Source organism: Streptomyces sp. NPDC085927 (assembly GCF_044540975.1).
Classification (GTDB): Bacteria; Actinomycetota; Actinomycetes; order Streptomycetales; family Streptomycetaceae; genus Streptomyces; species Streptomyces hirsutus.
Map to the genome: position 1 here is coordinate 1 of NZ_JBITSN010000003.1, position 23,415 is coordinate 23,415.

The following is a 23,415-nucleotide window of genomic DNA, read 5'->3' on the forward strand; positions in this document are numbered from 1 at the left end:
ACTGCAGGGGGGACCCTGTGGGAGAGTAGGACGCCGCCGAACAATTCTTAGAAGGGGAAAGCCCCGTGCCATTCGGCACGGGGCTTTCCGCGTTTCCCGTTGTGTTTATGACGGCTCCACCAGCTGTGTGTCGTAGGCCAGGATCACCGCCTGGATGCGGTCCCTCGAGCCCGTCTTCGCGAGGACGCGGCTGACGTGGGTCTTCACCGTCGATTCGGCGAGGTGGAGGCGGGTGGCGATTTCCGTGTTGGTCCAGCCCTGGCCGATGACGGTGAGGATCTCGCGTTCGCGTTCGGTGAGGGTGTTCAGCCGTGGGTCGGTGTACGGGGCCGTGGGTGTGGAGGGGTCCTGGCGGGTGGATGTCGGCAAGTGGTGGGCGTAGGCGTCCAGGAGACGGCGGGTCAGGCTGGGTGCGACGACCGCGTCGCCGGTGGCCACGGAGCGGATGCCGGAGAGGAGTTCCTCCGGTTGGGCGTCCTTGACGAGGAAGCCGGAGGCGCCGGCGCGGAGGCCTGCGTAGGCGTACTCGTCGAGGTCGAACGTGGTGAGGATGAGGACGCGGGTGCGGTCGCCGGCGGCGACGATGTGGCGGGTGGCCTCGATGCCGTCCATGCCGGGCATGCGGATGTCCATCAGGACGACGTCGGGGTGCAGTTCGGCTGTCATGCGGATCGCTTCGCTGCCACCGGACGCCTCGCCGAGGACCGTCATGTCGTCCTGGCTCTCCAGCAGCATGCGGAAACCGAAGCGCTGGAGGGGTTGGTCGTCGGCTATGAGGACGGTGGTCACTGCGGGGTTTCCTCCGGGAGGTGCAGGTGGACGCGCCAGCCCTGTTCGGGGCGGGGGCGTGGGCCGGCCTCAAGTGTGCCGCCGTACAGGGCGGTTCGCTCACGCATTCCCGGGAGGCCGCGGCCGTCGGCGGGAGTGTCCGTTCCGGCGGTGCCGGTTCTGGTGCCGGTGTCGGTGATCGTGGCCGTGACGGCGCCCTGGTCGCCGTAGACGAGGGTGATCTCGGCGGTGGTGTCCGGGCCGGCGTGTTTGAGGGTGTTGGTGAGGGCTTCCTGAATGACGCGGTAGACGGTGAGCTGGCGGCCGGCGGGGAGGTCGGCCCGGCCTTCGACCGTGGTGTGGACGGGGAGGCCCGCGGCGCGGACGCCGTTGATGAGGTGTTCGAGGTCGGTGAGGGTGGGCTGGGGGGTCAGCTCGGCGGGGTGAGGGCCGGTCTCGTCGTCCCGCAGGACGTCCAGGAGGCGGCGGAGTTCGCTCATGGCCTGGCGGCTGGTGGTGCCGATGGCGTCCAGTGCCTGGGCGGCGCGTTCCGGGGACTTGGTGGTCGCGTACTTGCCGCCGTCGGCCAGGCCCGTGATGACGGAGAGGTTGTGGCCGATGATGTCGTGCATCTCGCGGGCGATACGGGCGCGTTCCGCGGCGGTGGCGAGCTGGGCCTGCTGGTCGCGTTCGGTCTCCAGACGGCGGGCGCGGTCCTCCAGGGCCTCGGTGTAGTTCTGGCGGGTGCGGACCGTGACGCCGATGAGGGCCACCACGACGACGGAGGTCAGCTGCGAGCCGATCTGCTGACTCCACTCGCCCTCTCCGTGGCGGGCCGTGGAAACCGCGACCGGGGTGAGGACGAGGGCGGTCGTCCACCACAGGTTGCGCAGCGGGAGGCGCAGGGCGACGTGGTAGACGGCGACGAGTTGCAGCAGGGCCGCCTGGAGGGCGGCGCCGGTCCAGGCGTTGACCAGCGCGAACGGGGCCATGGCGAGCAGGATTGCCGCAGGGTGGGTGCGACGCCGCAGAAGAGGGGCGGACAGGCCGAGGCTCAGGACGAGCAGGAGCCAGCCGGGGGTGTCCGGGTTGTGAGTGATGTTGCGCCAGCCGCCGCTGGTGTAGTCGATGAGGGCGGCCATCACCCAGAAACCGGTGAAGTGCAGGTCCCACAGCAGCGGGTGGCGCCGGTCGAAGGCGCGCACCCGCTGGTTGAGGCGTTGAATGTACTGGGTGAGGGGCTCTGCCGGTGGTTCCTCCGTCGGCGCCTCCAGGTCGTCGTTCGCCACGGGGTTCATGGTGGTGGGCCCGTCGGCCGGAGGGAACCCGAGGGGTGGCACGGGTCAGACGTCCCGGCGGCGCAGGGTCACCGCCGCTGCGGCGAGGGAGGCCGCCGCCCACAGGGTCAGGGCGAGCAGCGCGGCGCCCGGTGCGGCCGCACCCGGGCCGTGCTGGGCCGCGGTGAGGGATTCCAGGGCCTTGGCGGGGAAGTAGCGGACGGCGTCGTCGACGGCGTACGGGAGCATCCGCAGGACCTCCGGGACGATCATGACGAGGCCGATGTAGGCGCCGGTCGCGAGGGGGATCGAGCGGGCGACGGCGCCGAGTCCGAGGGCCATGACGGCGAGGAGGGTGAGGCCGGCCGCGTTGCCGGCCAGGCCGCGCAGGACGCCCGGGTCGCTGAGGGCCGCGGCCTGGTCGGTGCCGGTGAGGAAGAACTGGGCCAGGGGGAAGGTGAGCAGGTTGGTCCACAGGCTGAGGACGAAGGCGACCGCGGCCAGTACGGCGGCCTTGGACCACAGGACGGGCAGGCGGCGGGGGACCGCGGTCATCGTGGCGCGGATCTGGCCGGTGGAGTACTCGCCCGCGGTGGCGAGTATGCCGAGGACGGCGAGGTTGATGGTGGCGAACTGGGTGCCGAGGAGAACGAAGACGACCGTGTCGAGGCCGCCTTCGCCACTGCCGTCGTAGGCGGCGCTGATGCCCGCGCCCATGCCGAGGGTCAGGACGGCGGTGGCGGCGAGGTTGATCCAGGTGGAGCGGAGCGTCCACAGCTTGTGCCATTCGGAGCGCAGGACGCGGTACGGGGTCACTCGGTGCGCGGAAGTGATGGCGACAGAGGCGGTGGTGGTCATGCTGCCGCTCCTTCCATGGTGGCGGTGTACTCGACCGTGTCGTGGGTGAGGTTCATGAAGGCATCCTCCAGGGAGGCCGTGTTCGGGGTGAGTTCGTACAGGGGGATGCCGTGGGCCGCGGCGGTTCGGCCGATGTGTTCGGCGTTTGTGCCGCGTACGGCGAGGCTGCCGGGGGCGTCGGTGGTGAGGGTGACGCCGGGGGCGGCGAGGAGGCCGGCCAGGGCGGCGGCGTCCGGGGTGACGACCTTGACGGTGCCCGTGCCGGACCGGCGGACGAAGTCGGTGACGGTGGTGTCGGCGAGGAGCCGGCCGCGCCCGATGATGACGAGGTGGTCGGCGGTGAGGGCCATCTCGCTCATCAGGTGGGACGAGACGAGGACCGTACGGCCCTCCGCGGCCAGGGACTTGAGCAGGGTGCGGATCCACAGGACGCCCTCGGGGTCGAGGCCGTTGACCGGTTCGTCGAGGACGAGGGCGGCCGGGTCGCCGAGCAGCGCGGCGGCGATGCCGAGGCGCTGGCCCATGCCGAGGGAGAAGCCCTTGACCCGGCGGTGGGCGACCTCGGTGAGGCCGGTCCGGTCGAGGACGTGCTCGACGCGGCTCCGGGGGATGCCGTGGGTGTGGGCGAGGGCCTGGAGGTGGTGGTGGGCGGTGCGGCCAGGGTGGACGGAGCGGGCCTCCAGCAACGCGCCGACCTCGGTGAGCGGCGCGGGGTGGGCGGCGTAGGAGCGGCCGGACACGGTGGCGTGGCCGCGGGTGGGGGCGTCCAGGCCGAGGAGCATGCGCAGGGTGGTGGACTTGCCGGCGCCGTTCGGGCCGAGGAAGCCGGTGACGGTGCCGGGGCGGACGGTGAAGGACAGGTCGGTGACGACGGTCCGGTCGCCGTAGCGTTTGGTGAGTTCCTGTGCCGTAATCATGCTTCGATGCTCGTCCGCGAGGCGGCACCGGGCGTCGGACCAGGGGCAGTATTCCGGGTGAGGACGGTCGTACTCGGGTACTACGGTGGCCGGTATGAGTACTACGCCTTCCGGGGAAGCTCTCAGCACCGTTTTCGGGGAGTACGTGGTCCGGTCCGTGCGGTCCGGGGAGTGGGCCGCGGTGAAGGCGTTGCGGCTGGCCGCGCTGCGGGACCCGGTCGCGGACATCGCGTACATGGACACCTACGAGGGGGCGGCTGTGCGTCCCGACGCTTACTGGCGGGAGCGGACGGCGAACGCCGCCGAAGGGACGGGCGGGGTGCGGCAGTTCGTCGCCCAGACGGCGGACGGTGCGCTGGTGGGCACGGTGGCCGTGGTGGTCGAGGAGGCCGGTACGACGGACTGGGCCGGGATGTCTGTCGAGCGTCGGCAGGGGCATCTCGTCGGGGTGTACGTGGCGCCCGAGCACCGGGGGAGCGGGCCCAGCGGGGCACTGTTCGAGGCCGCGCTGGAGTGGGCCTGGAGGGAGGGCCTGGACAGGGTGCGGCTCATTGTGCACTCGGAGAACGCGCGGGCTCTGGGCTTCTACCGGAAGGCGGGGTTCACCGAGAGCGGGGTGACTGTGCCGCTGGAGGGGAAGCCCGACGAGCACGAGCTGGAGATGGTGGTCGAGCGCTGAACGCTCCCGCTCGGCCTGTCTTCGTCGTTCACACCGGGAGTTCGTCGTGGGGCCAGCGGGAGCGGGACTGTTCTCGGGAGCGGAGGAGGGCCAGGGTGGGCATGCCCCGGTCCGGGCCGGTGGTGAGGAGGTCCGGGAGCTGGGGGAGGGGGGCCACGGCCGCCACGTCGTCCAGGATCAGGGTGAATGGTGGGTCGAGCCGACCGAAGGATGACCGTTCGGCCATGCGTCGGCCGTGCTCGACCACGCTTGAGGTGAGGGCCGTCAGTAACGGCATCGCACCCGGACGGGTGCGGGGATCCTCGATGGATTCACCCACCACATAAAGTGTGCCCCCTTCGTGGACGAAGGAATCCAGGGCGAGCGCATCAGTTCGGTTGGGTGTGCAGGCCTCACGGACGTTGACCGTGGACAGGGCCGACAACGCACGCGTCGTCAGCTGCTGGGCGATGTCCCGGCGTTCGGGGTACGCGGTGAGGGTCGCCTCGAGTTCGCCCGCGGCGCCCGGGGCGGCCTTCGGGTGGGTGCGCAGGATGCGTACGGCGTCCTGGACCTGGGTGCCCTGCGCCCAGCGGTGGATGTGGCGGACGGTACGGCCGTCGATGGCGGCGGCGTGCAGATAGCTCCGCAGGAGGAGCTGGGCGGTGTCGCTGACGGCCTGGTCGAGCCGGGAGGCGGGGCGGACCGGGGCCAGCAGGGCGGCGGCGCGTGCGACGGCCGTGTCCTTGTTCTCGCAGCCGCTCGTGGGCGACCAGTGCAGACGGGCCGGGGTGTCGCAGCGGTGGGTCGGGTCGTAGAGGCGGGTGGGGCCGAGCTTGGCCCGTCCGTCCTTCGTCTCCTCCCAGAGGGCGGGATTCGAGGTGAGGACGAGGACGGGGCCCTCCGCGTCCCGTACGGCCGCTGCGGCGGTGGTGCGACGGGTGTCCGGGGGGCCGTAGAACACCGGATGGACCGAGGGCGTCGAGACCGTCGAGGGCGCCGGAGGTGCCGGGTGCGGCGACTCCTTCGAGTTCGCCGAGTTCCCTGAGAAAGAGCGGGTTTCGGCGGGGGCGGCTTCCTGCGGCGGTGTCATGACGGTCAGCGGTGCGGTGACGGGTGGCGGTGCCGTTTCCCGCTCCCGTACGGGTTCAGGACCGGGCTCGGGGGCCGTTCTCGGGGTCGGTACCTCGTGCTGGATCGGCTTCGGTTCCGGCTCTGGTGCCGCGGTCGCGGCCGCCGCGCGTCCTGCCGCCCGCTCCGCCTTCTGCCGGGCTCGTACGGCCCGCCAGCGGGCCACCGTGCCCAGGACGAAGACGGTGAGGACGACGAGCAGCATCAGCTGGCCGATGAACAGGCCCCAGAACAGCCCGTACCCCGAGAGGGCGGAGGCCGGGGTGTCCGGCCAGGCGCCCGGGATGTCGTGGGGTTCGGAGATGAGGTGGCGTATGGCGACCGGGGCGCGGGTGAAGGTGACGCCGGACGGCCAGGAGCCGCGGGCGAAGAGGCCCGCGAGGCCCGTGGCCGTCCACACCAGCAGGGTGATGCCGAGCAGGAACGCGAGCAGCCCGACCAGCAGCCCGTCCGGGATGCCGCCCTGGCCGCTCCGTCCCTGGCCCTGTCCGCCGCCGTGACCGTCCGGTCTCACGTGGATCCCTTCCCCCTACGCCACCGTCGATTCGGAGTCGCCGACGTGCTGTTCCACGAAGGCCGCCGCCCGCTGCTCCGCCTCCAGCTCGGCGGCGCGCAGGGCGTCGTCGGCGGCGGCGAAGTCGAGGGAGGACTCGGTCATCGCGCGGTCGGTGAAGACCAGGGGGCGTTCGGTGTCGGTGATGAGGTGTTTGACGACCTGGACGTTGCCGTTGACGTCCCAGACGGCGATGCCCGGGGTGAGCGAGGGGATGATCTCCACCGCCCACCGGGGCAGGCCCAGCACTCTGCCCGTCGCCCGTGCCTCGTCGGCCTTCTGGGCGTAGATGGTCCGGGTCGACGCCATCTTGAGGATGGCCGCCGCCTCCTTCGCCGCCGCCCCGTCCACGACGTCGGACAGGTGGTGGACGACCGCGACGAACGACAGGCCCAGCCGGCGTCCGAACTTGAGCAGCCGCTGGAACAGCTGGGCCACGAACGGGCTGTTGATGATGTGCCAGGCCTCCTCGACCAGGAAGATGCGCTTCTTCCGGTCGGGGCGGATCCAGGTGTGCTCCAGCCACACGCCGACGATCGCCATCAGGATCGGCATCGCGATGGAGTTGCGGTCGATGTGGGACAGGTCGAAGACGATCAGCGGTGCGTCCAGGTCGATGCCGACCGTCGTCGGGCCGTCGAACATGCCGCGCAGGTCACCGTCGACGAGCCGGTCCAGCACCAGGGCGACGTCCAGGCCCCAGGCCCGTACGTCGTCTATGGCGACGTTCATCGCCTCCGCCGACTCCGCCTCGGGGTGGCGCAGCCGCTCGACGATGTCGGTGAGGACCGGCTGGCGTTCGACGATCGTCTCGGTGACGAAGGCGTGCGCGACCTTCAGCGCGAAGCCGGCGCGCTCGTCCAGACCGTGCCCCATCGCGACCTCGATGATGGTGCGCAGCAGGGCGAGCTGACCGGTCGTGGTGATCGACGGGTCGAGCGGGTTGAGCCGGATGCCGTGGTCCAGGGCGGCCGTCGGGTCCAGCCGGATGGGAGTGATGCCGAGTTCCTGCGCGATGAGGTTCCACTCGCCGACACCGTCCTCGCCCTGGGCGTCCAGGACGACGACCTGGCGGTCGCGGAAGCGCAGCTGGCGCATGACGTACGTCTTCTCCAGCGCCGACTTGCCGTTGCCGGACTCGCCGAGGACCAGCCAGTGCGGTGCGGGCAGCTGCTGGCCGTAGAGCTGGAACGGATCGTAGATGTAGCCCTTGCCGGAGTAGACCTCGCGGCCGATGATCACGCCGGAGTCGCCGAGGCCGGGGGCGGCGGTCGGGAGGTAGACGGCCTGTGCCTGGCCCGTGGAGGTGCGCACCGGCAGCCGTGTCGTCTCGACCTTCCCGAACAGGAACGACGTGAAGGCGTCGGTGACGACGGACAGCGGATCCCGCATCAGAACTCAGCCCCTACCTTCGAATGCCGGTGGCGAACGGGAGTGTGTTCACGAAGGCGCGGTGGTGCTCGCGGTCGCACCACTCCAGCTTCAGGTACGACTTTCCGGCCGAGGCCCTGATGGTCCGCTTGTCGCGGGCCAGCGCCTCGGGATTGCGGGAGGAGACGGTGATGTAGCCGACGAGGTTGACGCCGGCCGCGCCGCTGGCGAGGTCCTCGCCGCGCTGGTCGAGCCGGCCGTGGGCGGCGATGTCGCGCGGGTCGACCGTGCGGTTCATCTTCGCGGCGCGGGACGCCTCGGCCTCGTCGTTGGTCTTCTCCGTCAGCATGCGCTCGATGGCGACCTCGGTGGGTTCCAGGTCCATCGTCACGGCGACCGTGCGGATCACGTCCGGGGTGTGGACGAGGAGCGGCGCCAGGAAGTTGACGCCCACCGGGGTCATCGGCCATTCCTTCACCCAGGCCGTGGCGTGGCACCAGGGGGCGCGGGTGGAGGACTCGCGGGTCTTGGCCTGGAGGTAGGTGGGCTCCATGGCGTCGAGTTCGGCCGGCCAGGCGTTGCGCTTCGTCATCGCCTGGATGTGGTCGATCGGGTGGTCCGGGTCGTACATGGAGTGGATCAGCGAGGACAGGCGGCTCTGGCCGAGCGGCTGCCGTACGCGGATGTCGGCCTCCTGGAGCCGGGAGCAGATGTCGGTCAGCTCACGGGCCATGACGACGGCCAGCCCGGCGTCCCGGTCCACCTTGCGGCGGCTCTGGGTGCGCACCGCGCGCGCCATCGCGTTGGCCTCGGCGGCCAGCTCGCGCGTGTAGTGCATGCAGGCGACGAGGTACGCGCGGTGCTGCTCGCTGCTGGTCGACACCATGGACTGCAGCTGGTCGTACGACTGCTGGAGCCAGTACGGCGCCTTGTCGTCCCCGCGCTGGGAGACGTCCTTGGCGTGCGCGTCGGGGTCGGCGGGCAGCGTGCGGGCGAGCATCTGGATGCGGGTGACGAAGCCGTCGCCGTTGGCCACGTGCTTGAGCAGCGTGCCGAAGCGGTCGACGAGCGCCTCCTGGTCCTCGGAGTCGCGCAGGCCGACGCCGGGGCCCTCGATCTCGATGGCGGCGGTCACCGTCTTGCGGTCCGCGTGCAGCTGTACGGCGATCTCGTCGGGCCCGAAGGGGGCGGCGAGCCAGGTGATCCGGCCGATCCCGGGCGGCGGCCCGACCTCGACCTCCCGGCCGTCGAGCCGGATGCCGGCCTCGACGACGCCCGAGCGGTACGTCGTGCCCTGGCGCAGGGTCCGCTTGTAACTGCGGTTGATTTCGAACCACTTGTAGAAGGTGCGGCCCTTGTACGGGACGTACACGGCCGCCAGCGCGATCATCGGGAGGCCTGCGAGCAGCACGATCCGCAGGGTCAGGACGGGGACGAGGAGACCGGCCATCATGCCGAGGAACGCGCCCACGACGATCAGCGCGATCTCGCCGGTCTCACGATTGCGGCCGACGATCGCGTTCGGCCGGGCCCGGCCGATCAGATACGTACGGCGGGGCGTGACCGGATGGGACACGTGTGCTTCGGTCGTCAACGCCCTTCACCTCCCGTGCTGTTGTTGCTGCTGTTGCGGTTCCCGTGGGGCGTGCTCACCGGGCTGCCCTGACGGGGGGCGGGTGCGGCGGAGGGGACAGATCCGCCGCCGCCGTTCGAGGTGCGCGCGCTGTGCGCGGCGACTCCGCCGGAGACGGGGTTGGACGAGCGGGCGCCGCCGCCGGACGACTGGCCGCCGCCCGAGCCGTTGTTGTCGGCGCGCGTGCTGTGGGTCTTGATGCCCTGCGCGACCATGGTCGCCGGGGAGCTCATCACGGCGGCGGCCTTGCCTTCGGCGCCCTGCATGAGACGGTTGTTGCGCGAGTTCGCGATCTCGTCGCCGAAGCCCGGCACGAAGCGGTAGATCATCGCACTGGCGAAAATGGCGAGCAGGATGATCGCCAGGCCGGACACCACGGCGGAGAACGCGTTCGGGCCGTCCTCGTTGGACAGCGCGCCCGCCAGGCCCAGCACTATGACGATGACCGGCTTCACCAGGATCACCGCGATCATGATGCCCGCCCAGCGCCGGACGTGGCCCCACAGGTTCTTGTCGACCAGACCCGCGTACACGACCGTGCCCAGCAGCGCGCCCACGTAGAGCAGCGCCGCGCGGATGACCAGCTCCAGCCACAGCACACCGGCCGCGACGATCGACACCAGCGAGACGACGATCAGCATGATCGGGCCGCCGCCGATGTCCTCGCCCTTCTCCAGGGCGCCGGCGAACGTGCCGAAGAACGTGCTCGTCTGGTCGCCGGTCGCCTTCGCCAGCACGTCCGTCACGCCGTCCGTGGCCGACACGATGGTGTAGAGGATCAGCGGGGTGAACGCCGAGGCCAGCACCGTGAGCCACAGGAAGCCGATCGCCTCGGACAGGGCCGTCGTGAGGGGGACACCTCGTACGGCCCGCTTGGCGACCGCCATCAGCCACAGGAGCAGCGTCAGGATCGTCGACGCGGCGAAGACGACCGCGTACTGCTTCAGGAACGTCGGGTTGGTGAAGTCCACGGTCGCCGTCTCGTCGACGGCGGCGCTGAGCTTCTTGATCGTCCAGCCGGCGGCGTCGGCGCAGCCCTGGGCGAGGGAGCCGAGGGGGTCGAGGGCGGAGGTGGGGTCGTTGAGGGAGCCGGCTCCGCCGCCGGAGCCGCCGGAGCCGCCGCCGTCTCCTCGGTCGCAGTAGTCCTTGGCGGGTCCGCGAATCAAGTCGCAGGGGTCGTTGCTGTCCTCGGGGGTAGGCGTGGGCGCAGCGACGGCGCGTGTGGCGAGCAACACCGCGGCGGCTTGTACGACGGCGATAGCGGCTGTGAGTTTGAGGAAGCGGTGGTTAGCGCGCATACGTGAACCCTCCGAATTCCTCGACAGCCTTCGTCATGTCGTCGGCGGTGGAGGCTTGCTGGTCGCGCCCGACTGGGACGGGGCCGTCCTTCTGCTGGAAGTCCGTGATCTTCCAATCGTCCTCCACCCATGACAGCTGATACGTGGTGGTGTACCAGCTCTCCGTCACAGGGTTGGTCGAACCCTCGCCGGAGAGACCGAACAGGGAGGTGTACCAGACCTCGACAGTGGCATCGTTCTCGGTCGATTTCGTGACCTTGGTTCCCACTGGGATCACACGAGAGACGAAGGTCTGTCCGGCGGGAGCCTTGCCGGCCTTGTCGAGGCCGATGTTCGTCAGGAACTCCTCGTTGGAGTACGCCCGGTCAAGGTCCGCCTGCCGAGCCGCGGCGACATCGGGGGCATAGACGGCCGTGACGATGTCACGCCGACGGCCGGCATCGAACAACTCCGCCGAGCCAAGCACGACGGAGTAGTTCGCCGCCGCGCTCTCCGCCCCCTGGCGGTCGTGGGCGAAGCCGGAGGGGATGCCGGCGTTCGCCGACCGGACCGGCTTCTCCCCGGAGGGGGCCGTTGCCGCCGTCTTCGGGGAGTCGTCGCCCTCGTCCGTTGAGGAATCCTCTCCTCCACGGTTCGCGAAGGCGATCGCGGCGATCAGGAGCACCACCACGCCGACCACCGTGACCAGGCTGCGGGACGACGTGCGGCCGCCTCTGCGCCCGCCGCCGTGCGGACCGCCGCCGCTCTCCGGCATGCGGGTGCGGGTCTGGCCCGTGCCGCCGTACCCGCTGGTGTTCTCGTACTCGTCCCCGAGACTCATACCGCGTGCGCCCCCTCAGCGTGGTGCGGAAACACCTCGTACTCCGCGTACTCCTGGTACGACGGTAGCCGTGCTGGTCCCCGCGCGGACGCGGTGTTATGAGTCGACATCAGGGAAACGCAACCTCAGGCGGTGGGCGCGACGGACGGGTGGGGTGGAGGGGAGGCCGGGCATGCCCGGTCAGACGCATGAGGCGGCGCCCTACACGGCCATTCCGTACACGATGGTGAACACCGTGCCCAGTGAACCGATGATGAAGACGCCTGTGAGGCCGGCGATGATCAGGCCCTTGCCCTGCTCCGCGCTGAACGTGTCCCGCAGCGCCGTCGCACCGATGCGCTGCTTCGCCGCGCCCCAGATCGCGATGCCGAGGCAGATCAGGATGGCGAGCGCCATGACCACTTCGATCATGACCTTGGCCTCGTTGCCCAGGCTGCCGAAGGGACCCCAGTCGGGAGCGATCCCGCCGATGATGGTGTTGATGTCTCCCTCGTCGGCCGCGAAGAACATGTAAGTCACCGCCCCTGTCGGGTTGTTCCGTGCCTCTGCGGGCATGCAGAGGTCAGGGCCCATTGTCGCCGACGATGACGCCGTCGCATGCCGACTCGACGTCATTAGTTGGCGGGTTTCGTATGAACAATGGCTGTCACCGGCGCGCGCCGGTCCCCGAGAGGGGCGCGGGTCGGTGGGTGATGAATCGTATCGTCACTCTGTGTATCACGGTCGTGCCGCGAAATGCTCGAACTCACCCACGCGCACGCCCAGGACAGGCCCAGGACAAGGTGTCCCACTCACGTCGGTCCGTGGTGACGGTGGTGTCGGGGGCCGCGGTGGCGCGGATACGGACCGTGTCGTCGTCGCCGACGACCACCTCGATGCCGGTACGCCGGCCCTCCGCCATCTGCCGCTCCGCCTTGAGCGACTGAATGAGGGTCAGGGAATCGTCAGGGGTGGCGGTGCGTATCGCTCCGCCGGGGTCGGTGGACTCCGTCGTGCGTCCCGGCCCGCGTGACGCGTCCGTTGCTCCCTTCACATGATCACCCCGGAGAGGGGTGCCCGCCTCTACACTGACCCCGGACGTGGGCGGCGGACTCCTGGACGACGAGGGGCGGTTGACGGTGCGTAAGGCATGGATCGCGGCAGGGGTGGCCGGGGGTTCCGTACTCGCCTTCGTCATGCTGCTCGCCGTCGGGGTCTATGTCGTCGCGGGGAACCTCGCGGGCGGGGTCGGCGGCGGGGCCGCCAAGGCGCTGGCGAAGGGCGCCGTACCGGCCGCGTACCAGCAGCTCGTGCAGACCTGGGGCAATCTCTGCCCGGCCATCAACCCGGCGCTGCTCGCCGCCCAGCTCTACCAGGAGAGCGGGTTCAACCCGAAGGCGCAGAGCCACGCGGCGGCGCAGGGCATCGCCCAGTTCATCCCCGGCACCTGGGCCACCCACGGGGTGGACGGGGACGGGGACGGGGACCGGGACGTATGGGACCCGAACGACGCGATTCCGTCGGCCGCGACGTACGACTGCGCCCTCGCGGGCTATGTGAAGGACGTCCCGGGGAATCCGACCGAAAACATGCTGGCCTCCTACAACGCGGGGGCGTACGCGGTCATCAAGTACAGCGGGGTGCCGCCGTACAAGGAGACGCAGAACTACGTCCAGCGCATCCTCTCGCTGGAGAAGAGTTTCGCCGCTCCGGTCGGCCGCGTCGACCCGTCCAAGCAGGCCGCCGGAGCCATCGCCTACGCTCAGAAGAAGCTCGGCACGCTCTACCTCTGGGGTGGTAACGGCACCGCTGACCAGGGAGGACGCTTCGACTGCTCGGGGTTGACGAAGGCCGCGTACGAGAGTGTGGGGATCACGCTGCCGCGGGTGGCGAACGACCAGTACAACGCGGGACCGCATCCCGCGCGGGACGAACTGCTCCCCGGCGATCTGGTCTTCTTCTCGGACGACCTCACCAATTCGCGGGCGATCCGGCATGTGGGCATGTATGTCGGTGGCGGGTACATGATCAATGCGCCCCGTCCGGGAGCGGTGATCCGATTCGACCCGATCGACACACCTGATTACTTTGGTGCCACCCGCGTCACCGAAGATGGCGCGAAAGCGCTCCCCACGACGGTCTGAGCAGCCGCTGAAGCACCCCTCTGAGCTGCGAAGACGTATCTCTCTTCGATAACGTCTGCGTGATCATTCAGTGGAGTTGGAACGTACGGGCAAGAGTCATGCGTTCCTGTTGTCGTAGCCCGAACAGTCAGCGGAACTACACACCACGGGGGTGGCGGAGCGGCGTATCTCACTGTGCGCCGAGAGAGATGACGAAGGGGCCTCAGCACCAATGGCTGGACTCGCCGACTCCGGGTCGAACCCCGACGTCGACCTGCTGTATGACATCAACGGCCTGGCGAAGGCCGCGCCACCGTGGCTCGACCACACCATGGAGTTCGTGGGCGAGTTCGGCCTGCTGTTCGCCCTGCTGGCGATGCTGGTGTGGTGCTGGTGGGGTGTCAGGAAGCGGGGCGGCGAGGACGCGGCTCCGACGGTGGCGGCCCTGGTGTGGGCTCCGCTCGCGGCGGGCGTCGCGGTCCTGATCAACGTGCCGATCCGCGAGTTCGTGGAACGGCGCAGACCCTTCCTCGATCACGAGGGGCTCGAGGTCCTGGTCGACGGCAAGACCGACTATTCGTTCGTCAGCGACCACGCGACGCTCTGCATGGCGCTGGCGGTGGGGTTGTTCCTGGCCAACCGCCGACTCGGGATCATCGGCCTGGCGTTCGGCGTGCTGGGCGGGTTCATCCGGGTCTACATGGGCGTGCACTACCCGACGGACGTCGTGGGCGGACTCGCGCTCGGCACGGCGGTCGCGCTGCTCCTGTCGCCGCCCGCCATGGCGCTGTTGACCCCGCTGATGCGGTCGGTCGAGCAGTCGCGCCGGGGGGCGTGGCTGATCAAAGGACGGCAGGCCGACGCACGGATGATGCCCGGAGAGTCGCGGTCGTCGGAGACGGGGAGGCGGGACCTGGCGGCGTAGGCCGCGCGGCGCGCCTCCCCCCGTACTGATCGCAGATCATGGGGGAGCAGGGCGCGGACCTGTCGGTGGGGTGACCCCCGGGTGCGTACCCGGGAAGGTCACCCCATCGCGTGTTTCCGGCCCTCGGTGCGGGCGAGACTCCTGGCTCTTCGCGCGGGGCCGCGCCAGCCGCAACTGCAGCGGGCGAAGCAGAAAGGTCCCAGTTCGGCGGTGGTGATCCGGTGCTCCGGGGAGTGCTCCTTGGTGTCCTGCTGTTCCACCCGACCACGGTACCGCCCGGCCGGGGCCGCGTGACACGGCCCGTGAAACGGCCCGCGACGGGGTCCGTGACGGGGTTCCCTACCGGTCGTTAACCCTGAAAAAGGGATAGCCCGTGTCGGACGTAGCGGGGGTGGGCGGACCATGGCTGGACGGCAACTGCGGCGTACGCGAATCGGTGATGCGGCCGTTGTTCTCGGGGTGGCCGGCGGGCTGGCCCTCGTGGGTGTCTCGGGGTGCGGCCGCAGCGGGGCCGCGACCGGGGGCGGGGGCGGCGGCACGGCCGCCGGGGAGGTGGCGGCGGCCGTGCGGGAGGCCGCGGACGTGCTGGTGGACGCGGGCAGCTCCAAGGCGCGTACGTCCATGGAGATGGCCACCGGCGGCACCCGCGTGACCATCCGCGGAGAGGGCGTCTACGACTACCGGAAGAGGATCGGCCGGCTGAAGGTGCTGCTGCCGCAGGACCCGTCCGGGGCGCCGGTGCGCCGGCCCATCACCGAGCTGCTCGCGCCGGGCGCGTTGTTCATGAAGAACCGGGGCGCCGGAGTGCCCGCCGACAAGTGGGTGCGGGTGGACACCGGGACCCTGTCCGACGGGAACCTCGTCACCGGCGGCGTCACCGACCCGTTCACCGCCGCCGAACTGCTGCGCGGGGTGCGGACGGCGACGTACGTGGGGAGGACGGAGCTCGCGGGTGCCGCGGTGCGCCACTACCGGGGCACCGCGGATCTGCACGAGGCCGCGCAGGCCGCCTCGGAGGCGAACAGGAAACCGCTCGGCGCTGCGGCGAGCGGGTTCGCCACCCCCGAGGTCCTCTTCGACGTCTACCTCGACGACCAGGGGCGCATCCGCAAGGTCCGGCACCGCTTCAGCTTCGTGAACGAGGAGCGGTCCACCCCGGTCGCGGTCGCCTCCACCACCCTGCTCTACGACTTCGGCACCCCGGTCGACGTACGCCTCCCGAAGGCCGGCGACATCTACGCGGGCCGGATCGCGGAGGAGCGGGCCGGGGGAGTGGGCCGGAGCGCGAGCCGAGAGTGACCGGCGTGAACTAGCCCTTACGTGCCATGCGCGGGGCCCATGAGGCTGCCTACGCTAGGGAGTCTCTGGCCGTATGACCGTATGGACGAGGTGACGTGCGTGGCTCCGCTCGGCGGTGGGATGGTTCAGGACCATGTGGCCCTCGCCGAGATCGAGCTGTGCGGAGAGCTGATCATCGCCGCTTCCGCCGCCCAGGGGCCGCTCAGCCTGGAGAGCATCGACAAGGTGCTGCGGGTGGCCGAGGTGCGTACGGAGCCGGTGGCCGGGGTGCGGGTGCGTCGCCCGTACCGGTCCGGCCCGTACCGGCCCGGCTCGTAGGTCGGGTCCGGAGCCGGGGGGTCAGGTGCGGAGCATGCGGGCGATGGCCTGGGTGGCTTCCTTCACCTTGGCGTCGATCTCGTCGCCGCCCTTGAGGGCCGCGTCCGCCACGCAGTGGCGCAGGTGCTCCTCCAGCAGTTGCAGCGCGAAGGACTGCAGGGCCTTGGTGGAGGCGGACACCTGCGTGAGTATGTCGATGCAGTAGACGTCCTCGTCGACCATCCGCTGGAGGCCCCGGATCTGGCCCTCGATGCGGCGCAGACGCTTGAGGTGTTCCTGCTTCTCGTGGTGGTAGCCGTGGATGCCCCGGTCGTGATCGGTCACGACGCCGGGGGCGGAGCCGGGTGCGGAGCCGGCCGACACGCCGGAGGACTTGTCCGTCGGATCGATCACATTCGGGGCATCATTGATGCTTTTCGTTCCGGTGGTGGCCGTTACGTGCGTCACGTCCGTCCCGTCCGGGGAGGGGGGCACGTCCGCGCCGGTCTCGGTGGTCGTCATCGCGTCCTCCTGTGCAATGGCGGGCGACATATACCCCTGGTGGGTATATGGTACCGAACTTTGCTGGGTATAGGGACTGTGGCCGGTGCCGTCGGTACCGGCCGTGGCACAGCCGGGGCCGCCCCCGTGTCTGTCGTGCTGTCTGATGGGTGACACTGGTGGGCGGCCCGTAGTCGTGGCTGGATGGTGCGCCTAGCATCAGCCACACCGAACCCGATGCACCCCGAGGACCCCACGTGCGCTTTCGTCTGACCCCCCGGGAGACGAGCTTCTACGACATGTTCGCCGCCTCCGCGGACAACATCGTCACGGGCTCGAAACTCCTCATGGAACTGCTCGGGGCGGACACCCCTGCCCGGGGTGAGATCGCCGAGCGTATGCGGGCTGCGGAACACGCAGGTGACGACGCCACCCATGCGATCTTCCACCAGTTGAACTCCTCGTTCATCACGCCCTTCGACCGCGAGGACATCTACTCCCTCGCGTCGTCCCTCGACGACATCATGGACTTCATGGAGGAGGCCGTCGACCTGGTCGTCCTCTACAAGGTCGAGGAACTTCCCAAGGGCGTCGACCAGCAGATCGAGGTCCTGGTGCGAGCCGCCGAGCTCACCGCCGAGGCCATGCCGAACCTGCGCACCATGGACAGCCTCACCGAGTACTGGATCGAGATCAACCGCCTGGAGAACCAGGCCGACCAGATCCACCGCAAGCTCCTGGCCCACCTCTTCAGCGGCAAGTACGACGCCATCGAGGTGCTCAAGCTGAAGCAGATCGTGGATGTACTCGAGGAGGCGGCCGACGCCTTCGAGCATGTGGCGAACACGGTGGAGACCATCGCCGTCAAGGAGTCCTGAGCCCCTTCATGGACACCTTCGCTCTGATCGTGACCATCGGGGTCGCGCTCTTCTTCACGTACACGAACGGCTTCCACGACTCGGCGAACGCCATCGCCACCTCGGTGTCGACCCGTGCGCTCACCCCGCGGGTGGCGCTCGCGATGGCAGCCGTCATGAACCTGGCCGGCGCGTTCCTCGGGTCCGGGGTCGCCAAGACCGTCAGTGAGGGGCTGATCCAGACCCCCGAGGGCTCGACGGGCATGGGAATCCTGTTCGCCGCGCTGGTCGGCGCGATCACCTGGAACCTCATCACCTGGTACTACGGCCTCCCGTCCTCCTCCTCGCACGCCCTGTTCGGCGGCATGGTCGGAGCGGCGCTGGCCGGCGGGACGACGGTGTACTGGGACGGGGTGCTCGAGAAGATCGTCATCCCGATGTTCGTGTCGCCGGTCGTGGGCCTCCTCGCGGGGTACCTGGTCATGACCGGAATCATGTGGATCTTCCGGAACTCCAATCCGCACAAAGCCAAGCGGGGCTTCCGCATCGCGCAGACCGTGTCGGCGGCCGGCATGGCGCTCGGCCACGGTCTCCAGGACGCGCAGAAGACGATGGGCATCGTGGTGATGGCCCTCGTCATCGCCGACGTCGAGGAGTACAGCGACCCGATCCCGGTGTGGGTGAAGCTCGCCTGCGCCCTGATGCTGTCGGCGGGTACCTACGCCGGCGGCTGGCGCATCATGCGGACGCTCGGGCGGAAGATCATCGAGCTGGATCCGCCGCAGGGCTTCGCGGCGGAGGCCACCGGCGCGACGATCATGTTCGGGTCGGCGTACCTGTTCCACGCCCCGATCTCGACGACGCACGTGATCACCTCGGCGATCATGGGTGTCGGCGCGACGAAGCGGGTGAACGCGGTGCGCTGGGGCGTCGCCAAGAACATCATCCTGGGCTGGTTCATCACCATGCCCGCGGCGGCCCTGGTGGCGGCGGCCTCGTACGGGCTCGTGTACCTGGCATTCCTGTAGCCGGCGCCGGCGCCTGACATCGCCCGGCATTTCGCGCCTCGCGTCCGGCACCGTACGGACCAAGGAAGGGGCCCGCCCCCGGTAGTGGGGGGCGGGCCCTTTTCGTCCTCGCGGTGGCACCGCCATGCAGCACCGCGAGGGGTTCGGATCAGCCGAAGCGGCCGGAGATGTAGTCCTCGGTGGCCTGGACCGACGGGTTGGAGAAGATGCGCTCCGTGTCGTCGATCTCGATCAGCCTGCCCGGCTGGCCGACGGCCGCCAGGTTGAAGAACGCCGTGCGGTCCGAGACGCGCGCGGCCTGCTGCATGTTGTGCGTCACGATGACGATCGTGAACTGCTCCTTGAGCTCACCGATCAGGTCCTCGATGGCGAGGGTGGAGATCGGGTCCAGGGCGGAGCAGGGCTCGTCCATCAGGAGCACCTTCGGCTCGACCGCGATCGCGCGGGCGATGCACAGCCGCTGCTGCTGACCGCCGGAGAGGCCCGAGCCGGGCTTGTTCAGGCGGTCCTTGACCTCGTTCCAGAGGTTGGCGCCCTTGAGGGACTTCTCGACGACATCGTCCAGTTCGGACTTCTTGTACTTGCCGTTCAGGCGCAGACCGGCCGCCACGTTGTCGTAGACCGACATGGTGGGGAACGGGTTGGGACGCTGGAAGACCATGCCGACCTCGCGCCGCACGGCGACCGGGTCGATGCCGGCGCCGTAGAGGTTCTCGTCGTCGAGCATGACCTTGCCCTCGACCCTGCCGCCGGGCGTGACCTCGTGCATGCGGTTGAGCGTGCGCAGGAAGGTCGACTTGCCGCAGCCGGACGGGCCGATGAAGGCGGTCACGGAGCGGGGCTCGACGGTCATCGAGATGTCCTCGATGGCGAGGAAGGAACTGTAGTAGGCGTTGAGGCCGCTGATGTCGATGCGCTTGGCCATGGGGATCACTGCTTCTTTCGGGTCCGAGTCGCTGATGGCCGCGTCAGCGACCGGTCTTCGGGGCCTTCCAGCGGGCGATGCCGCGGGCCACGAGGTTGAGGATCATGATGAACGCGATGAGCGTCAGGGCCGCCGCCCAGGCACGGTCGTAGGCCGCGCCGGATCCGCCGCTGTTCTGGTACTGCAGATAGATGTACATCGGCAGTGACGCCTGCGGGTCCTGGAAGGGGTTGGCGTTGATCACGCTCGTACCCCAGACCAGCAGCAGCACGGGAGCGGTCTCACCGGTGATGCGGGCGATGGCCAGCATGACGCCGGTGGTGATGCCGCCGAGGGACGTCGGCAGGACGACCTTCAGGATCGTGCGCCACTTCGGGATGCCGAGTGCCAGGGACGCCTCGCGCAGCTCGTTCGGGACGAGCTTGAGCATCTCCTCCGTGGAGCGGACGACCACCGGGATCATCAGGATGCACAGGGCGAGCGACCCGGCGAAGCCGGAGTAGCCCATGTCCAGGATGATGATCCACAGGCTGAGGATGAACAGACCGGCGACGATGGACGGAATACCCGTCATGACGTCGACGAAGAAGGTGACGGCCTGGGCGAGCTTGCCGCGCCCGTACTCGACCAGGTAGATCGCGGTCAGCACACCGACCGGGACCGAGATCAGGGAGGCGATGCCGACCTGCTCCAGGGTGCCGAGGATGGCGTGGTAGATACCGCCGCCCGGCTCGCTGTCGGCGACGACGCCCATGGAGTGGCTGAGGAAGTAGCCGTCGAGGACCTTCACGCCGCGCTTGAGGGTCTCCCAGATGAGGGAGGCCAGCGGGATGACGGCGATGATGAAGGCGACCCAGACCAGGCTGGTCGCGGTGCGGTCCTTGGCCTGGCGCTTGCCCTCGACCGTGGCCGACAGGGCGTAGGAGCCGACGACGAAGAGGAGCGCGGCGATCAGTGCCCACTGGATGCTGCTGTCCAGGCCGACCACGGCGCTGATACCGAGGCCCAGCGCGACGGAGCCGGCGGCGACGGCGACGGCGTACCACTTGGGGAGCCGGGCACCGTGCAGGGAGTGCGCGGACTTGGGGGTGATCGTTGCGTGGCTCATGCGTTGGCCCCCGAGTACTCCTTGCGACGGGCGATGATCAGGCGGGCGCCGCCGTTGACCAGCAGGGTGATCACGAAGAGCACCAGACCGGACGCGATCAGCGCGTCCCGGCCCATGACGGTGGCCTCGTTGAACTTGCTGGCGATGTTCTGCGCGAACGTGCCGCCGCCCGGGTCGAGCAGGCTGGCGTTGATGTCGAAGGACGGCGAGAGGATCATGGCCACGGCCATCGTCTCGCCGAGCGCGCGGCCGAGGCCCAGCATCGAGGCGGAGATCACGCCGGAGCGGCCGAAGGGGAGCACCGACATGCGGATGACCTCCCAGCGGGTGGCGCCCAGCGCGAGGGCGGCCTCCTGGTGCATCTGCGGCGCCTGCCGGAAGACCTCACGGCTGACGCTGGTGATGATCGGAAGGATCATCAGGGCGAGCAGGATGCCCACGGTGAACAGCGAGCGCCCGGCGCCGCCGTTCCACTCGAAGATGCCGGTCCAGCCGAGGTAGTCGTTCAGCCAGCCGTAGAGGCCGTCCATGTGCGGCACCAGGACGAGCGCGCCCCACAGGCCGTAGACGATGGACGGCACGGCGGCGAGCAGGTCGATCACGTACGCGATGGGGCCGCCGAGTCTGCGCGGGGCGTAGTGCGTGATGAACAGCGCGATGCCCACCGAGACCGGGACCGCGATGACCATGGCGATGATCGACGACACGACGGTGCCGTAGACCAGGACCGCGATGCCGAACTCCGGCGGGTTGCCGCTGGGGTTCCAGTCGAACGAGGTGAAGAAGTTGGCCTCGTTGTTGCTGAGCGCGAGGACGGCGCGGTACGTGAGGAAGCCCGCGATCGCGGCCATGATCGCGAGAACGAGGATGCCGGACCCGCGGGAGAGCCCGAGGAAGATCCGGTCGCCGGGCCGGGTGGCGCCGCGGGCGGCGCGCTTCTGCTCGGTCGGCGAGGGCAGGGGGGTGGGGGGCGGGGGTGGGGCGGTCTGCTGTGTGGATATGTCCATCAGGGTCTCCGGTCTGCGGGATCCCTCGCTGTTCGAGGGCCCCCTGGCGGCGGTGCACCGGACGGTGCGGTCCGGCCCCGGGTGGCGGGGCCGGACCGCACTCGGGTCAGCTCAGGCTCGAGACGGTCTCGCGAACCTTGGTGATGATCTCCTCGGGCATCGGGGCGTAGCCGGCGTCGGCCAGCAGGCCCTGACCGTCCTCGGAGGCCATGTAGTTCAGGAAGGACTTCGTGGCGGGCAGGGTGTCCGCCTTGTTGCCCTTGTCGCAGGCGATCTCGTACGTCACCAGGACGAGCGGGTAGGCGCCCTCGGCCTCGGGGGTGTAGTCCAGCTCCAGCGCGAGGTCCTTGCCGGTGCCGACGACCTTGGCGGCGCCGATGGCGGCCGTGGCGTTCTCGATCGTGGCCTTGACCGGCTCGGCGGCCTCGGTCTTCACGTCGACGGTCTTGATGTCCTTGGCGTAGGAGAGCTCGAAGTACGAGATCGCACCCGAGGTCTGCTTCACCTGCTGCGCGACACCGGAGGAGCCCTGCGCGGACTGGCCGCCCTTGGCCTCCCACGACTTGCCGGGCTCGTAGGGCCAGGCCTTCGGAGCGGCGGCCTTCAGGTACTTGGTGAAGTTGTCCGTGGTGCCGGACTCGTCCGAGCGGTGGAAGGCCTGGATCTTGAGGTCGGGGAGCTTCGCGTCGGGGTTGAGCTTCGCGATCTTCTCGTCGTTCCAGTTGGTGATCTTGCTGTCGAAGATCTCCGAGAGGGTCGCGGCGTCCAGGACCAGGGTGTCGACACCCGGGACGTTGAAGCCGACGGCGATCGGGCCGCCGACCATCGGCAGGTCGATGGCCTGGCCGTCGGTGCAGATCTTCTTGGAGTCCTCGATCTCCTCCGGCTTGAGAGCCGAGTCGGAGCCGGCGAACGCGGTCTGACCCTGGAGGAAGGCGGTGATGCCGGCGCCGGAACCGTCGGGACGGTAGTTGATCTGCACGTCCTTGCAGGCAGCCGTGTAGTTCTTGACCCAGGCGTCGATCGCGTTCTTCTGGGCGGACGAACCGGAGGCCTGGAGCTGGCCGCTGGCGTCGGCGCAGTCGATGTTGCCGGCCTGAGCGGCGGCGGAGCTGTCGCCGCCGTTGCCGCCGGTGCCACCGCTGGTGTCGTCCGAGCCGCACGCCGTGAGGGCCAGGGCGCCGGAGACGGCGAGAGCACCGAGAGCGAGGGCCCGCCGGTTCTTGCGCTGAAGCTTCACTTGAGTTCCTTCCAGGAGCCGCCGTCCTGAATTCCGGCGGCGTGCGAACTTCAAAGGTGATCCGAGTGGTGCGAGTGCCCGTTCGGCAGGCGGTTCGCATCCCGTAAGGCCGAAAGTAGGCAGAACAGGTGAAGCGGCCCGTGGTCGTACATGAACGGGAGGTGAACCCCTATGGACGGTGCGGTGAGGTCACGGAACGCTTACGTCGAGGACACAGGCTGATACCGGGCCGATGTCGGACAGGAGCGGGACACCGGGACAGTGCGGACCGGTGCGGACCACTGCGGACCAGCGCGGACCGGTGCGGACGGGCAGGAGGCGGGCAGGGGGCGGGCGAGACGTCGGCAGGCGCAGGCAGCCGCCGGCAGCCGCTATGCCGTCGGGCGGAACGTGGCGAGGAGGGCGTCCACCAGGTCCGCGTCCCTCGGCTCGGTGAGCCGGCGGCGGGCCATGTGCGGGGGGAGCCACAGGACGCGGTCCACCTCGTCGTTGGGGGTGAACGTGCCGGAGACCGCCTCGGCGGCCCAGTAGCGGACGCGCTTCGGGCGGCCGTTCGCCAGATAGTGCGCCGACGGGAGCTCGGCGGTCGCCACGGCGGAGTGTCCCGTCTCCTCGGCGACCTCGCGCAGCGCACCCGCGAGAGCGTCCTCGCCGCGCTTCAGCTTTCCCTTGGGCCAGGACCAGTCGTCGTACTTGGGACGGTGGACGAGACACACTTCGAGCGTGCCCGTGACCGGGGAACGGCGCCACAGGACGCAGCCTGCCGCCTGGACGGTCAGGCGGCAGGCCGTGCGCGGGCCGCGGTAGCCGTGGCCGGACGGGGTCGGGTCCACCGGGGCCTC

The 23,415-nt window shown here is 69.7% G+C and carries 25 protein-coding genes; 7 read left to right on the top strand and 18 right to left on the bottom strand.

The window, feature by feature from the left end:
• Positions 1-105: 105 nt before the first annotated feature.
• The 4 genes from ACIF80_RS08885 to ACIF80_RS08900 are packed head-to-tail and all read right to left on the bottom strand — an operon-like array spanning position 106 to position 3,820.
• On the bottom strand, positions 106-789 hold the full coding sequence (locus ACIF80_RS08885; RefSeq protein WP_399801281.1) for a response regulator: 684 nt from the start codon (positions 787-789) through the stop codon (positions 106-108).
• Entirely contained in the window at positions 786-2,066 is a 1,281-nt protein-coding gene (locus ACIF80_RS08890) for a sensor histidine kinase (RefSeq protein ID WP_399801283.1), read from the bottom strand. The genes ACIF80_RS08885 and ACIF80_RS08890 overlap by 4 nt, the downstream gene beginning before the upstream one ends.
• 45 nt (positions 2,067-2,111) lie before the next feature.
• Positions 2,112-2,903, bottom strand: coding sequence for an ABC transporter permease (locus tag ACIF80_RS08895; protein WP_399801286.1), 792 nt, complete (start codon positions 2,901-2,903; stop codon positions 2,112-2,114).
• Complete coding sequence (locus tag ACIF80_RS08900) at positions 2,900-3,820, bottom strand: ABC transporter ATP-binding protein (RefSeq protein ID WP_399801289.1); 921 nt, start codon at positions 3,818-3,820, stop codon at positions 2,900-2,902. The genes ACIF80_RS08895 and ACIF80_RS08900 overlap by 4 nt, the downstream gene beginning before the upstream one ends.
• Positions 3,821-3,914: 94 nt before the next feature.
• Between ACIF80_RS08900 and ACIF80_RS08905 the strand changes: the two genes are divergently transcribed.
• A complete protein-coding gene (locus tag ACIF80_RS08905; RefSeq protein WP_399801291.1) occupies positions 3,915-4,499 on the top strand; it encodes a GNAT family N-acetyltransferase in 585 nt (194 codons plus the stop codon).
• A 28-nt stretch (positions 4,500-4,527) separates the two neighbouring features.
• On the opposite strand, the gene ACIF80_RS08910 is transcribed toward ACIF80_RS08905, so the two are convergent.
• From ACIF80_RS08910 to ACIF80_RS08940, 7 genes are all read right to left on the bottom strand, one after another.
• Positions 4,528-6,123: a type VI secretion protein gene (locus tag ACIF80_RS08910; protein ID WP_399801294.1), complete on the bottom strand. Its 1,596-nt coding sequence runs from the start codon at positions 6,121-6,123 to the stop codon at positions 4,528-4,530.
• Between the two features lie 15 nt (positions 6,124-6,138).
• Positions 6,139-7,554, bottom strand: coding sequence for an ATP-binding protein (locus tag ACIF80_RS08915; RefSeq protein ID WP_399801297.1), 1,416 nt, complete (start codon positions 7,552-7,554; stop codon positions 6,139-6,141).
• 13 nt (positions 7,555-7,567) lie between these two features.
• Complete coding sequence (locus tag ACIF80_RS08920; protein WP_399801300.1) at positions 7,568-9,127, bottom strand: SCO6880 family protein; 1,560 nt, start codon at positions 9,125-9,127, stop codon at positions 7,568-7,570.
• Positions 9,124-10,464 (bottom strand): hypothetical protein, encoded by a 1,341-nt coding sequence (locus ACIF80_RS08925; protein WP_399801302.1) that lies wholly within the window; start codon positions 10,462-10,464, stop codon positions 9,124-9,126. Before ACIF80_RS08925 ends, ACIF80_RS08920 begins: the two co-directional genes overlap by 4 nt.
• Positions 10,454-11,284 carry a hypothetical protein gene (locus ACIF80_RS08930; RefSeq protein WP_399801305.1) on the bottom strand — a complete coding sequence of 277 codons (831 nt, stop codon included), beginning with the start codon at positions 11,282-11,284 and terminating at the stop codon, positions 10,454-10,456. The genes ACIF80_RS08925 and ACIF80_RS08930 overlap by 11 nt, the downstream gene beginning before the upstream one ends.
• Before the next feature lie 201 nt (positions 11,285-11,485).
• Complete coding sequence (locus ACIF80_RS08935; RefSeq protein ID WP_042174769.1) at positions 11,486-11,794, bottom strand: hypothetical protein; 309 nt, start codon at positions 11,792-11,794, stop codon at positions 11,486-11,488.
• 235 nt (positions 11,795-12,029) lie between these two features.
• A complete protein-coding gene (locus ACIF80_RS08940; protein ID WP_399801308.1) occupies positions 12,030-12,317 on the bottom strand; it encodes a hypothetical protein in 288 nt (95 codons plus the stop codon).
• A 79-nt stretch (positions 12,318-12,396) separates the two neighbouring features.
• Between ACIF80_RS08940 and ACIF80_RS08945 the strand changes: the two genes are divergently transcribed.
• On the top strand, positions 12,397-13,407 hold the full coding sequence (locus tag ACIF80_RS08945; protein WP_399802583.1) for an NlpC/P60 family protein: 1,011 nt from the start codon (positions 12,397-12,399) through the stop codon (positions 13,405-13,407).
• A gap of 211 nt (positions 13,408-13,618) precedes the next feature.
• Positions 13,619-14,311 (top strand): phosphatase PAP2 family protein, encoded by a 693-nt coding sequence (locus tag ACIF80_RS08950; RefSeq protein ID WP_399801311.1) that lies wholly within the window; start codon positions 13,619-13,621, stop codon positions 14,309-14,311.
• A gap of 98 nt (positions 14,312-14,409) precedes the next feature.
• Here ACIF80_RS08950 and ACIF80_RS08955 read toward each other — a convergent pair whose 3' ends face one another.
• The gene (locus ACIF80_RS08955) at positions 14,410-14,571 is read right to left on the bottom strand and encodes a hypothetical protein (RefSeq protein WP_399801313.1); all 162 of its coding nucleotides are present in this window, start codon (positions 14,569-14,571) and stop codon (positions 14,410-14,412) included.
• A gap of 142 nt (positions 14,572-14,713) precedes the next feature.
• Between ACIF80_RS08955 and ACIF80_RS08960 the strand changes: the two genes are divergently transcribed.
• On the top strand, positions 14,714-15,610 hold the full coding sequence (locus tag ACIF80_RS08960; protein WP_399801315.1) for a hypothetical protein: 897 nt from the start codon (positions 14,714-14,716) through the stop codon (positions 15,608-15,610).
• Positions 15,611-15,700: 90 nt separating this feature from the next.
• Complete coding sequence (locus ACIF80_RS08965; protein ID WP_399802585.1) at positions 15,701-15,928, top strand: hypothetical protein; 228 nt, start codon at positions 15,701-15,703, stop codon at positions 15,926-15,928.
• Between the two features lie 21 nt (positions 15,929-15,949).
• Here the strand turns inward: ACIF80_RS08965 and ACIF80_RS08970 are convergent, their stop codons facing one another.
• The gene (locus tag ACIF80_RS08970; protein WP_399801317.1) at positions 15,950-16,429 is read right to left on the bottom strand and encodes a metal-sensitive transcriptional regulator; all 480 of its coding nucleotides are present in this window, start codon (positions 16,427-16,429) and stop codon (positions 15,950-15,952) included.
• A gap of 236 nt (positions 16,430-16,665) precedes the next feature.
• On the opposite strand from ACIF80_RS08970, the gene ACIF80_RS08975 reads away from it, so the two are divergent.
• Together ACIF80_RS08975 and ACIF80_RS08980 are read left to right on the top strand one after the other, a co-directional pair.
• Entirely contained in the window at positions 16,666-17,286 is a 621-nt protein-coding gene (locus tag ACIF80_RS08975) for a DUF47 domain-containing protein (protein WP_065003953.1), read from the top strand.
• Between the two features lie 8 nt (positions 17,287-17,294).
• The gene (locus ACIF80_RS08980) at positions 17,295-18,293 is read left to right on the top strand and encodes an anion permease (protein ID WP_399801321.1); all 999 of its coding nucleotides are present in this window, start codon (positions 17,295-17,297) and stop codon (positions 18,291-18,293) included.
• A 148-nt stretch (positions 18,294-18,441) separates the two neighbouring features.
• Here ACIF80_RS08980 and pstB read toward each other — a convergent pair whose 3' ends face one another.
• The 5 genes from pstB to ACIF80_RS09005 form a co-directional block, all read right to left on the bottom strand.
• Entirely contained in the window at positions 18,442-19,218 is a 777-nt protein-coding gene (gene pstB, locus ACIF80_RS08985; protein ID WP_399801324.1) for a phosphate ABC transporter ATP-binding protein PstB, read from the bottom strand.
• Positions 19,219-19,261: 43 nt separating this feature from the next.
• On the bottom strand, positions 19,262-20,326 hold the full coding sequence (gene pstA, locus ACIF80_RS08990; protein ID WP_399801326.1) for a phosphate ABC transporter permease PstA: 1,065 nt from the start codon (positions 20,324-20,326) through the stop codon (positions 19,262-19,264).
• Positions 20,323-21,333, bottom strand: coding sequence for a phosphate ABC transporter permease subunit PstC (pstC, locus tag ACIF80_RS08995; protein ID WP_399801328.1), 1,011 nt, complete (start codon positions 21,331-21,333; stop codon positions 20,323-20,325). Before pstC ends, pstA begins: the two co-directional genes overlap by 4 nt.
• A 106-nt stretch (positions 21,334-21,439) precedes the next feature.
• The gene (gene pstS, locus ACIF80_RS09000; RefSeq protein WP_399801330.1) at positions 21,440-22,573 is read right to left on the bottom strand and encodes a phosphate ABC transporter substrate-binding protein PstS; all 1,134 of its coding nucleotides are present in this window, start codon (positions 22,571-22,573) and stop codon (positions 21,440-21,442) included.
• Positions 22,574-22,944: 371 nt separating this feature from the next.
• Positions 22,945-23,406: an NUDIX hydrolase gene (locus ACIF80_RS09005; RefSeq protein WP_399801332.1), complete on the bottom strand. Its 462-nt coding sequence runs from the start codon at positions 23,404-23,406 to the stop codon at positions 22,945-22,947.
• Between the last annotated feature and the right edge of the window lie 9 nt (positions 23,407-23,415).

Coding starts and splice junctions, on each gene's coding strand:
- ACIF80_RS08890 (WP_399801283.1), bottom strand. CDS start 2,066: ATGAACCCCGTGGCGAACGACGACCTGGAGGCGCCGACGGAGGAACCA.
- ACIF80_RS08960 (WP_399801315.1), top strand. CDS start 14,714: ATGGCTGGACGGCAACTGCGGCGTACGCGAATCGGTGATGCGGCCGTT.
- ACIF80_RS08970 (WP_399801317.1), bottom strand. CDS start 16,429: ATGACGACCACCGAGACCGGCGCGGACGTGCCCCCCTCCCCGGACGGG.
- ACIF80_RS08950 (WP_399801311.1), top strand. CDS start 13,619: ATGGCTGGACTCGCCGACTCCGGGTCGAACCCCGACGTCGACCTGCTG.
- pstC (WP_399801328.1), bottom strand. CDS start 21,333: ATGGACATATCCACACAGCAGACCGCCCCACCCCCGCCCCCCACCCCC.
- pstA (WP_399801326.1), bottom strand. CDS start 20,326: ATGAGCCACGCAACGATCACCCCCAAGTCCGCGCACTCCCTGCACGGT.
- ACIF80_RS08905 (WP_399801291.1), top strand. CDS start 3,915: ATGAGTACTACGCCTTCCGGGGAAGCTCTCAGCACCGTTTTCGGGGAG.
- ACIF80_RS08900 (WP_399801289.1), bottom strand. CDS start 3,820: ATGATTACGGCACAGGAACTCACCAAACGCTACGGCGACCGGACCGTC.
- ACIF80_RS08930 (WP_399801305.1), bottom strand. CDS start 11,284: ATGAGTCTCGGGGACGAGTACGAGAACACCAGCGGGTACGGCGGCACG.
- ACIF80_RS08925 (WP_399801302.1), bottom strand. CDS start 10,464: ATGCGCGCTAACCACCGCTTCCTCAAACTCACAGCCGCTATCGCCGTC.
- ACIF80_RS08935 (WP_042174769.1), bottom strand. CDS start 11,794: ATGTTCTTCGCGGCCGACGAGGGAGACATCAACACCATCATCGGCGGG.
- ACIF80_RS08895 (WP_399801286.1), bottom strand. CDS start 2,903: ATGACCACCACCGCCTCTGTCGCCATCACTTCCGCGCACCGAGTGACC.
- pstB (WP_399801324.1), bottom strand. CDS start 19,218: ATGGCCAAGCGCATCGACATCAGCGGCCTCAACGCCTACTACAGTTCC.
- ACIF80_RS08980 (WP_399801321.1), top strand. CDS start 17,295: ATGGACACCTTCGCTCTGATCGTGACCATCGGGGTCGCGCTCTTCTTC.
- ACIF80_RS08915 (WP_399801297.1), bottom strand. CDS start 7,554: ATGCGGGATCCGCTGTCCGTCGTCACCGACGCCTTCACGTCGTTCCTG.